General features: G+C 36.9%; 7 protein-coding genes. All 7 read right to left on the reverse strand.

Annotation, left to right across the window (positions count from 1 at the left end; all coding sequences use genetic code 11):
* Window positions 1-18 precede the first annotated feature (18 nt).
* The 7 genes from ACMGGO_RS21365 to ACMGGO_RS21395 all read right to left on the reverse strand — a co-directional run bounded on the left by ACMGGO_RS21365 (window position 19) and on the right by ACMGGO_RS21395 (window position 12,085).
* Entirely contained in the window at window positions 19-690 is a 672-nt protein-coding gene (locus tag ACMGGO_RS21365) for a PepSY domain-containing protein (protein ID WP_066038373.1), read from the reverse strand.
* Window positions 687-1,982: a HAMP domain-containing sensor histidine kinase gene (locus ACMGGO_RS21370; RefSeq protein WP_066038372.1), complete on the reverse strand. Its 1,296-nt coding sequence runs from the start codon at window positions 1,980-1,982 to the stop codon at window positions 687-689. Before ACMGGO_RS21370 ends, ACMGGO_RS21365 begins: the two co-directional genes overlap by 4 nt.
* Window positions 1,972-2,667: a response regulator transcription factor gene (locus ACMGGO_RS21375; protein ID WP_420282237.1), complete on the reverse strand. Its 696-nt coding sequence runs from the start codon at window positions 2,665-2,667 to the stop codon at window positions 1,972-1,974. The genes ACMGGO_RS21370 and ACMGGO_RS21375 overlap by 11 nt, the downstream gene beginning before the upstream one ends.
* Window positions 2,668-2,811: 144 nt before the next feature.
* Entirely contained in the window at window positions 2,812-3,045 is a 234-nt protein-coding gene (locus tag ACMGGO_RS21380) for a hypothetical protein (RefSeq protein ID WP_420282238.1), read from the reverse strand.
* A gap of 125 nt (window positions 3,046-3,170) precedes the next feature.
* A complete protein-coding gene (locus ACMGGO_RS21385) occupies window positions 3,171-6,188 on the reverse strand; it encodes a leucine-rich repeat protein (RefSeq protein WP_420282239.1) in 3,018 nt (1,005 codons plus the stop codon).
* Between the two features lie 150 nt (window positions 6,189-6,338).
* Entirely contained in the window at window positions 6,339-9,377 is a 3,039-nt protein-coding gene (locus ACMGGO_RS21390) for an InlB B-repeat-containing protein (RefSeq protein ID WP_420282240.1), read from the reverse strand.
* A 194-nt stretch (window positions 9,378-9,571) separates the two neighbouring features.
* Window positions 9,572-12,085: a LuxR C-terminal-related transcriptional regulator gene (locus tag ACMGGO_RS21395; protein ID WP_420282241.1), complete on the reverse strand. Its 2,514-nt coding sequence runs from the start codon at window positions 12,083-12,085 to the stop codon at window positions 9,572-9,574.
* Between the last annotated feature and the right edge of the window lie 10 nt (window positions 12,086-12,095).

Raw genomic sequence — 12,095 nt, forward strand, 5'->3', positions numbered from 1 at the left:
GAATTTCATGAGAATGATTTAATGATCGTCATCCCATGTTACAGACAGTACTTTTCCTGAAACAGCATGAATTTGAAATGTAGCTTCGTCCTCCTGCGTTTCAATCTCAACTAAATAGTAACCACCCTCTGGGGTTTCTTCAAAATCAACTGAATCCACTTCACCCTTTAATTGCTTAAGAGCTATTTGAATGGCCTGTTGCTCAGTAATAATAGGCTCTTCGATAGGTTGTTCTTGTGGCTCAACCTTTTTCTCAGCCAGTAGTTCGCCAGTATAACCATCAAACGTTAAATCCTTTTGAATTTCCTCATTTTCAACACGTACAGTGTAAATGGAGTCTGTAAGCATAACGCTTTCTATATCTCCATATTCCTTTTTAACCATTTGTCTGATCTGCTTTTCTGTTAAAAGTAATTTACTATGTCCTTCTTTCAGGATTAGATCAGTCACCTGTTGTGTCGTAACATCGAGTATAGCTGCATACTTGACATCGTCACGCGTAAAAAGCATTTCAAAGTTATTTCCTTGTTTTTCAACCTGTGTAACATGACCATTGTAGATAGTCTCAATATGCCGAATAGCCTGCGCTTCACTAAGAGGTTGAACGTAAAAATAACGATGTTGAACAAACCAAATTACTCCACTACAAAGAAGGATAATAACAACAATTACTAACATCCACTTTTTCATTGCTGTCCCTCCTTTGGTATACATAAAGTAAAGCTTGAGCCTTCCCCTAGCTTACTTTTCACATCTATCGTTATACCTAATTGTTGTGCCAGTTCGTGTGCTATTGCTAGCCCTAGCCCTGAACCACCTGTTTTACGATTACGATCCTCTGTTACACGATAGAAACGCTCAAACAAATGAGGAATATGCTCGACTGGAATACCAATACCAAAATCTTGGATGGTAATACGTACATGGTTGGTTGTTTCAGTGGCTTGAATACGTACTTCATCCTCACTATATTTCCTAGCATTATCCAGCAAAATAAAAAGTAGTTGCTTCAATATTTTTTCATCACTATAAATAAATTTTGGTATCTGCGCATCAATTCTAAATGTTCGATGATAAGCCTGTTCCATTTGTGAAGCTACTTTATTTAAGAAAGGGGCAAGCTCTAGTTGTTCGAAATGAATGTCCAATTGCTCTTTGTTTTTAGCTAGCTCTAGCAATTGCAACACCATTTCATGCATACGAGATGATTCATTGGCAATGGCCTGTAAGGATTCCTGAGCAACCTCACGATTATCAAAACCCCTTCTTAGGAGTAGTTTTGCATAACTTTCAATGACAGTTATAGGAGTTTTTAACTCGTGAGAGGCATTTGATACAAATTCTTGTTGCTTTTGATAATGTTGTTCAAGCTTCTCCATCATTATATTAAAAGTGCGGTTAATGTTTATTAACTCGTCCCCACCTTTTTCTGTAGTATCTATTTTTTCATATTTCCCAGTAGATGCACTTTTGCGCATGGTCTCATTTAAACGTTCTAGCGGTAATAAAATAAGTCGCCCAAGTACCAAGCTCGCTAGGAAAATTGGAATCGTTGCCACGACAGATACAACAACTAAGATGACCTTTAACAAATCTAATGTCCGTTCTACTTCTTCCATAGATTGCTGTAATGTTATGTCCACCACCGTTCCGTCGATCCAAATGGCAGGCATAGTGAAGGTAATGGCAGGGACTTCTTGCATTTCAAGGGTAGCTTGAACCTTTGTTTTCAAACGTTCACCATCATAAATATAAACAGCACCATCTGTTGGCATATAAGCTCTTAATACTTGCTGTAGGTTGGTTTGTGCATTTAACTGACTCAGTGTAGAGCTTAAATCATTTGCCCGTGACTGGAGCTGATTATATTCCGTATCATAGGCAAATTTCTCATACAACAAATAAATTCCACTATTTGTTGCCACTACAATAACTAGCATCAGCAATGTTGTTAGTAGATGAATTTTTGTTTTAAGTCTCATAACTGTGTTCCTTTAGCACATATCCAACACCTCGAATTGTCTGGATAAGAGGTGTTGGATTAGCAGCCTCAAGCTTTTGTCGTACATAACGTATATAAACGTCCACAACATTTGTATCCCCATAATAATCATAGCCCCACACAGCCTCTAATATTTGCTCCCTTGTCAGTACTTGTTTAGGATGCTTTAGTAAATAGAACAACAAATCATACTCACGAGGTGTCAGCTGAATTTCCTTATCAAAATATACAACTTCCCTCGTTTGCTCGTTTATCGATAAATGGCCAAATGTAAGTGCTATTTGCTTTGGACTTACCTTCTGTGAAAACCGTAATGCATTGCGAATTCGTGCCAGTAGCTCCTCAATTTCAAAAGGCTTTGTCACATAATCATTGGCTCCTAAATCCAAGCCCTTTACCTTATCCTCTACCTCGCTTTTGGCAGTTAGCATGATAACAGGTGTTTGAGATTCTGTTGCACGAATACGCTTTAGCACATCAATACCGCTCATCTCAGGTAGCATGATATCAAGTAAAATTAAATCCCATTGCTGCTCACGGTATTGTAGTAAGCCTTCTGCTCCTGTATGAGCCGTCGCTGCCTCATATCCTTCAAATTGAAGCTCCAGTTGTAGCACTCTCGCAATATTCTCTTCATCTTCTATAATTAAAATTCGATGTGTCATGTCGAATCCGTCCTTCGCCTTTTCTTTTCATCGTATACGATACAAGTGGTGAAAGTCTAATTAGAAAATGATGAGAAATACAACACACATTTCTTTTTTTGACAAAGGGGATGACTTTAACTAATAAACTTTCGGTAAAAAGCTCTAAATATCCCTTCTCTCAAAAATTCCTGAACTTACTTTAGCAACTTTTTTGCCATTTAAACGGCTTGGAAAGGGAAACTCTATATGAGGACCATTGTAATGAATAATTGTCACTGTACCATCAGAGTTATTACGCCAATCATAATTCCTTTCATCTGTTTTAATTGAAAGTTTAATCGATACAAAAGCTAAACTTAAGAATAATATGAAGAAGGTAAGACGAACGATTTTCAATAGAAACACTTCCTTTTCTATTAGCATAATAATTTACATCCTTACGCACTATTGAGTAATGTTAATAATTTGAACAAAAAAATCTCACCAAAAGCTTTATGGATAGCCATTGGTGAGGTTTTTAATTATTGATGCAAAGCTCTATACAAAAATGCTACAAACTCCGCACGTGTTACAGGATCATTTGGTCTAAAGTTGCCATTATCTCCAATTGTGATCCCATTTCCTGCAAGTATTGCGATAAAGTTGTGGGCCCAGTGTGTTTTTGGCACATCCTTGAACGTATCTTTATTCGATGAAGTTAAATTAAAGGCAAGAACTAATACTTTTGCCATTTGAGCGCGTGTCATATTAGTAGTTGGCTGGAAGTTCCCATCTATGCCTTCAAACAGACCTGCTTGTTGCACCTGATCGATTACCCCAAAATAGAGATGGCTTTTAGGTATATCGTTAAATTCTCGCGCATCTTTTTTCGGTTCTAGCTCTAATGCTCTTGTTAATATCAGAGCAGCATGCTGGCGCTGAATTGGTGCATTTGGCTTGAACGTGCCATCTTGATAGCCTGTAATAATGCCCTGTCTTGCCATCTCCTGTATCATCTTCCATGCCCAATGACGTTGAGAAATATCTGTGAAGATAATATCTGGCTCTGGTTGGGGTACTGACTCTGTAGGCTGTGGATCAATTGGCTCTTCAGGTTTAGGCTCTGGTTTTATAGGTATGGTAGGCTCCGGTATTGGGGCTGGATTCGGGGATATACTTCCTCCACCACCCATTGAACCGCCTGTTACCCAATGGGCATATAATGTAATATTGGCCTTCACTACATCTTTAGAAAAATTCCATGGTATCGTCAGTTCAATATCCTTATACCAGCCTGTAAATGTATAGCCTGCCTTTGTTGGATTTACTGGATTTGTTGCTAAGGTATCTTTTGTTACCTTCTGTGATGCTACTGCACTTCCTCCATTTGTTTCGAAATCCACCGTATACTGTGCGACGACGTTTTCCCATTTTGCATACAAGGTTGTATTTTGGGTTATCATATCCGTTGTAAAATTCCATGGTGTGGTGAATTGAGCATCCTTATACCAGCCTAAAAATGTATACCCTGGTTTTATAGGAATTACTGGTTTACTTACTAGTGCCTTATAATTTACTGTAATAGGATTGATTGCTGTCCCCCCATTTGTATTAAATGTGACAACATATGAATTTGCTTTCCATTTCGCATACAAGGCAAGATTGGATTCTTCAATATCAACAATGCTATTGACTGTATAATCTATACCATCTCCCACGTTAGTGCTGTTCCAACCATCAAATGTATAGCCAGTTTTTTCTAAAGATCCTATATTATCTAAGATCGTTGCTGGAGTATTTCTTGGATACATATTCATATCTACTGGTGGATTTCCATGTTCAGAGCCATTTCCATGATAGATAATTTGATAAGTAAGTAACTCGAACTGGTGATTATTTTGATTGGCATAGGCTTGAGCAGTCGATGCATCATGACCATAAATAATTAAATTACTTGGATTTGCATTAAAAATATCTTCTAAAAGAATCGTTGCATCCGATAATATTTTCACTTGTTTAAGATTATTGTCATTAAAGGCATTATCCTCTAAAGTCATTACATTTTTAGGAATTTCGATGCTACTAAGTCTATTCTCCCCAAAGGCCCATCTACCAATATTCGTTACACTACTAGGAATCTCTATACTTGTAAGCTGATTATCGAGAAATACACTTTCCGCTATACTTGTTATACTTGAGGGAATCGTTACATTTGAAAGTTCATTGGTAGCAAATGCATACGCTCCTATACTTACGACACTAGTAGGTATTATTAAAGAGGTTATGTGATTATCTGAAAACGCCCATTCTCCTATAGTCTCCAAAGTTGCTGGTAACTCAATGTTTGTTAATTGGTTCTCCATAAATGCGAAATCCCCAATTGTCTTAAGTTGATTTGGCAGCTTAACTGTAGCAAGTGCATTATCTAAAAATGCATATGAGCCAATTTGAGTAACTTGATCTGGTATTTCTATAGCAGTAAGTTTATTTGTAAAGAATACACCTTCACCTATCTTTTTAAGGTTATTTGGTAGTTTCACATACGTTAATTGATTTTCTGCAAATGCCACATCTCCAATGCTTGTTACACTGTCTGGTATAATTACCTGCGTAAGACCTTTTTCACCAAATGCTCCACTACCTATTGCTGTTACTACCCTGCCATCTAGCTGACTTGGAATGGTTATTGCCATATCAGTACCTATGTAATCTCTAATCGTTACTGACCCATCCCTATTTTTTGTCCACTCATAATCCGCTTCATTGACAGGATCTGGAGAATTTATACCTTGAAAGTTTATATTCAACCTATCTGCATACTCTTTTGCAGAAGAATTCTCTGGAGCATAAATAACAAGGTTAGGACTATGCCCTATAAAAGCATCATCACCTATTTCAACATCTTTAGAATATATAATGATTTCCTTTAGGTAATTATTTGAAAAGGCTTCATCTCCAATGGTTTTCACACTTTCTGGTATCTCTAAACTTTCAATATCATTCCTTGCAAATGCATTTGACCCTATTATTTTTACACCCTCTGGAATTTTCACATTGACAATATCATTTGTTGAAAATGCATGATCTCCTATACTAATAACACTTTTAGGTATATCTACGCTTTCTAGCAAATTTCCAGAAAATGCATAATTTCCGATACTACTTAGATTATTTGGAAGTATCACATTTGTTAGTTGGTTTAAGGAAAATACACCATCACTAATGTTCGTTAGATTACTTGGCAGTGTCACACTTGTTAACTGATTTTGATAAAAAGCATAAGCACCAATTGTTGTTATTGTTTCTGGTATCGTGAGGCTTGTCAGATTTTTATTAGTAAACACCCAAGCGTCTATCCCTGTTACGATTTTCCCTTGTATTTGATGAGGAATTACCATGTCTCCGCCAGTACCTGTGTATGTCTTTATAGTTATCGATCCATCAGGGCTATCTTCCACATCATAATCAGCTTCATTAGCAAAAGTAAAAGGGATTTTCACTAACATCATGAAGATAAATAGTGTAAACCATATTCCATATCTAACACTTTTTGCTTTCATATAGTCTCTCCTTTCTTTAAAAATGAAATAATTCTTCTTCATCTTAAAGGTAATTATTTACTCCTACTATTGAGGAATGTTAATTATTTTTAGGTAAATACAAAAATCCCATCATTGGTAGTCTTATCACACCAGTGATGGGATTTATTCTTATTGAGAGAGGGCTCTATATAAAAAGATTGCGAATTCTGCCCGTGTAACAGCATCATTAGGTCTAAAATTACCTTGATCACCTATTGTGATACCGTTTGACGCAAGAATAGCAATATAATTGTATGCCCAATGAGCTGCAGATACATCATTAAATGTTTCTTTCTTATGGGCAGTTAAGTTTAAAGCCTCTACCAATACTTTGGCCATTTGTGAACGTGTCATATTAGATTTTGGTTGGAAGTTTCCATCTATGCCATCAAACAGTCCTGCTTGTTGCACTTGCTTAATTTCCTCAAAATAGAGATGACTTTCAGGAATATCCTCAAATATAAACGCCTCTTTTTTCGGTTCTAGCTCTAATGCTCTGGTTAACATCAGGGCAACATGCTGGCGCTGAATTGGTGCATTTGGCTTGAAGGTGCCGTCTTGATAGCCTGTAATAATGCCCTGCCTTGCCATCTCCTGAATCATCGTCCATGCCCAATGTTCTTGAGAAATATCTGAGAAGATGATATCTGACTCTTGTTGGGGTGCTGACTCTGTTGGCTGTGGATCAGTTGGCTCTTCAGGTTTAGGCTGTGGTTTTATAGGTATGGTAGGCTCCGGTATTGGGGCTGGATTCGGAGATATACTTCCTCCACCACCCGTTGAACCGCCTGTTACCCAATGGGCATATAATGTAAGATTGGCCTTCACTACATCTTTGGAAAAATCCCATGGTATTGTGAGATTAATATCCTTATACCAGCCTGTAAATATATAGCCAGCCTTTGTGGGATTTACTGGCTTTGTTGCTAAGGTATCTTTAGTTACCGTCTGTGATGCTACTGCACTTCCTCCATTTGTTTCGAAATCCACCGTATACTGTGCGACGGCGTTTTCCCATTTTGCATACAAGGTTGTATTTTCGGTTATCTTATCCGTTGTAAAATTCCATGGTGTGGTGAATGTGGGATCCATATACCAACCTGCAAATTCATAGCCTGCCTTTATTGGGTTTGCTGGCTTTATTGCTAAGGTGTCTTCAGTTACCTTCTGTGATACTACTGTACTTCCTCCATTTGTTTCAAAATCCAACGTATATTGCGTGGCTACCTTTTCCCATTTGGCATACAAGGTTGTATTTTCGGTTACCTTATCCGTTGCAAAATTCCATGGTGTATTGAATGCGGGATCCATATACCAACCTGCAAATTCATAGCCTGCCTTTATTGGGTTTGCTGGCTTTATTGCTAAGGTGTCTTCCGTTACCTTCTGTGATACTACTGTACTTCCTCCATTTGTTTCAAAATTCACCGTATATTGTGTGGCTATCTTTTCCCATTTGGCATACAAGGTTGTATTTTCGGTTACCTTATCCGTTGCAAAATTCCATGGTGTACTGAATGCGGGATCCATATACCAACCTGCAAACTCATAGCCAGCTTTTGTTGGGTCCGCTGGCTTTGTTGCCAAGGTATCTTCAGTTACCTTCTGTGATACTACTGTACTTCCTCCATTTGTTTCAAAATTCACCGTATATTGCGTGGCTACCTTTTCCCATTTGGCATACAAGATTATATTCTCTGTTATCACATCTGTATCAAAGCTCCAGGGTATATTCAATTCTTCATCCTTATACCAACCACCAAATGTAAAACCTGCTTTCACTGGAGCATCTGGGACTACCGCCTTTTCTCCAGCCAGTACTTTCTGTACCTCTATGGTGGTATCAGTATTTGTTTCAAATGTAACTGTGTACTGTTGTACATTTCCCTTGGCATAAATTCTTAATGGCTGTGTTACATTTCCATCCCATTGTGTTACCCATGATAAATCCTGGTACCAACCTTCAAAAGTAACACCTTGGCTGATAAATGTATTTGCTCCTATCATTAATGGGCTATTAAATTGAACCCATTGTAACCGATTAAATTCAAATGCCCTATCCCCAATGCTCGTTAAACTGTTTGGGAAAGAAACATTCGATAATTGATTATCATTAAATGCCAGATTTCCTATACTAAGAAGACTATCTGGAAGCTCTATAGATGTAAGACGATTTTGTCCAAATGCCCAATCCCCTATACTTGTAACATTATTAGGAATGACTATACTTTTTAACTGATTATTATAAAATGCCAGATTTCCTATACTAAGAAGACTATTTGGAAGTTCTATATTTGTTAAGTAATTAGCTTGAAATGCTCCCTTCCCTATACTTGTAACACTATTTGGAATGTTTACAGTTGTTATCTTATTACTTTCAAATACATTATTTCCTATACTTGATATACTGTTTGGAAGTTCCACATTAATTAACTGATTATAGGCAAATGCCTCATCTCCTATACTTGTTACGCTATTTGGAATCTTTATATTAGTTATCCGATTGCTTGTAAAAGCTCGGGTACCTATTTTTGTTACACTATCAGGAATATTTACAGTTGTTATTCGATTTCCAAAAAACGCCTGATGCTCTATATCAGTAACACCATCAGGTATATCTACATGTACTAGCTGATTACCATAAAATGCTTGATATCCTATGGTAGTGATGCTTTTTGAAATGGCCACGCTTGTTAATTTATTGTTGTGGAATGTCCAACGTCCTATATCCGTCACACTATCGGGAATCACCACCGTGCTCAGCAGATTATCTGCAAAAGCCCAATCACCTATCGTTATTACACTTTCAGGAATCACTATTTCTGTTAGTTTAGAGTCGTAAAACGCGAGATTTCCTATAATTGTTACGGGCTTCCCTCCAATAATTTCAGGAATAATCACAGGTCCCCCCGCGCCTAAATATTTTATAATCGTTACACCGGTGCTATTTGGTTGTATCTCAAATTCGCTTGTAATGAAATTGGTTAAATGACGATTGCTATCTATTTCCTCATGATCTTCAACTTCACTCTTATTATCTACTTCATTTCCACCTGCTTCTTGAACTTTTTCTTCTATGTCATTTTGTTCATTCGCATAGGTCAGGGGTTGCCCCCATTGGAAAAAGAGCAGTAATACCATAAGTATAATGGTAATGTTTTTCTTCATTCATCCTCTCTCCTTCTGTAAATTTTCAGCTTCAACATAGTCCCCTTCCTTTGTGAATCCTTTCGATAATGCTTCTATATAAGGAAAACACTCTTCTTTATCATAAAAAAATCAATTTACTTCTACTATTGAGGAATGTTAATTTTTCACTAACTATAAACAAACCGCTATCAAAAAATTGATAGCGGTTTGTTTTATTTGGATTGTTTTGATAATATTGCCTGCGCTCGATTTTTAACACCTAACTTACTATAAATCCCCGATAGATAGACACGTATGGTACCTTCAGATAAAAATAATTGCTCGGCTATTTCTTTATTTGAAGCACCTTCTGATAATAATAAAAATATTTCCTGTTCACGAGTTGTAAGGGACGCCAATGGTGAAATTTGCTTATACTTTTGAACACATTGGAGCAAGTGCTCAACGTAGCTCATGGAAACCTCCCTCCACTCCATTTCAAAAGATTGCTTTCGAATAGCGGCATATTTTTTTAATAAAGCATATGTTTGAGGCTCATCTATAAAGGTTCTGATATATTGATATGGTTCGGCTAATTTCAAGGCTTGGTGTAATTTTTCTAACGCCTCATCTGCTTGTCCTTGCTCAACCAAACATATGGCTAATAAAATTGTCGCTTCTATACGAGTAGATAGCTGTTCTTGTTGTTGCGCCTGTGATTGCACCTTTATAATCAATTGCTGCGCTGCTAGTAGATGTCCTTCCATGAGTAAATAACGTGCTTTTACTAGCAAATAAAATGGAAAATCCTTACCTACTTTGACCTTAGCTAACTCCTGTTCTGCTTGGACAACATTGTCTTCACGTAAAAATAAAAGTGCCTTCATTACTCTTATACTATCAATCCACTGGCGTTCATTGACAGCTTCAATTGCATGATCTAAAACCCCTTGAGCAACTATATATTGCTGTTCTAACACGGCTATTTTACTTTTAAGAATATACATCGGTACTAACAATCCTGCATCTTGAAATTGATGTCCAGAACGTATAGCTTCCTCTAATTCTGTTGATAGCTCAGCAAATTGGTTCCACTCATATAATTTTTCTGCACGCACGCCATAGCTATAGCCCGTCATACTTAAGTTTTTAAATTTCCCTGTTCTAAACTTAGCAAAATAAGACATAGCCTGTTCATCTGAAAGTAACTTTCCTCGAGACCCGATATTTGTTCTAAACAACATAGGCTCTGATTGATTATATTGTATAAATATTGCGTCCCATTTGGACCCGACTGGATTTCTCTCCAGTCTTTGTCGAATATATTCCCCAGCTTGAGAAAGATCTCCGTTTTTCATGACAAAGACATAGGCTTTCACACCTAGAAAATCATCGACAGCAGATGCATACTCACTTTTATTCATCCATTGATTAGACCTATGCTTTTGTTCTAGGTCTAAGATCGTCCGATAAGCATCTTCTAAATTGTGTAATGCTGCGAGTGTATATGCATACATTACCATCAACTCTGGGTGTACCTCATAGCCATTAGACAAAAATGTATCAATCCATTTTACATAAGATGTTGAATGTCCACAGGAAAGAAATGTTACAAGATGCTCCTGAATCCATTGTTCAGCATACATAAATACGTTGCCGCTTAAAGCAAGCTCTATAGCAGATAAAAAATTTCCATTATTATATAAAGCCACAGCTGCCTTTTCATATAAATACAAAATATCCTGCTGAGTAAAACGATTGCTCAACTCTTGGCGCAATGCTTCTCTAAATAAATTGTGATATCGAAAAACCTGTTCTTTTGCTTCTACTCTGCTAATAAATAATCCTTGTTGATCAAGCTCTAATAAGACTAGGTGAGCATCAGTACGGTTTGTTAGGACATTACAGGTATCAGCGGTTAATTGTTCCAAAAGTGAAGTATAAAGAAGAAAAATTTGGAGGGATGGTGCTAGTTTGGAAAAAACCTCACTCATTAAATATTGGAACACATATAAATTACTTTCTTTTAACTCTTTTTCTACATTATGAAAATCCGCTAAATTAGTTAATTGCAACCCTGTTGGCCAGCCCTCTGTTATCTCAAAAACCTTTTGAAATACCTTTACATCCAGCTTTTTATTTAAATTTTTATAAAATTCTTTTGTCTCTTCATACGTAAAAAGAAGTTGCTCTAAACCAATTTCAAGCAAGCAATGGTTTAATCTCCACTTTGCAATAGGTAATGAAATAGTTGATCTACTAGTCAAATAAATAAAGCAATTTTCAGGTAAGAAATCAATTAGTCGAGTCATCGCTTGATGGATAGCAATATTATGAATATGATGATAATCATCAATCATAATATGAATCTTTTTAGTAGATAGCGATAATTCATATAAGAGAGAGTCCACTAAAAACTCTAATGGTAACTGTGGTTGAGCATGGAGTATAGAATCAATCCGTGAGGCAGCTTCAGGCTGCAAGGAATGACCAATAGCGTGAATTAAATACTTCCAATAACGAATGGGATCATTGTCTGTTTGGTCCACCGTATACCATGCAACTGTCGTTTCAAGTTGCTGAAACCAACTACTTAACAAAGTGGTTTTACCATACCCTGCTGGCGCTTGTACTACTATAAGTTTTGCTGTTGACTGGAGTAGAATGGCATTTAATCGTTCTCGCTCAATAATTTGCTTGCCCGTTTGAGGGACTGTTGTTTTTGAGGCTACTAAAATATTTGGCACATGTAGACCT

The organism is Lysinibacillus sp. BNK-21 (genome assembly GCF_048684915.1).
Classification (GTDB): domain Bacteria; phylum Bacillota; class Bacilli; order Bacillales_A; family Planococcaceae; genus Lysinibacillus; species Lysinibacillus capsici.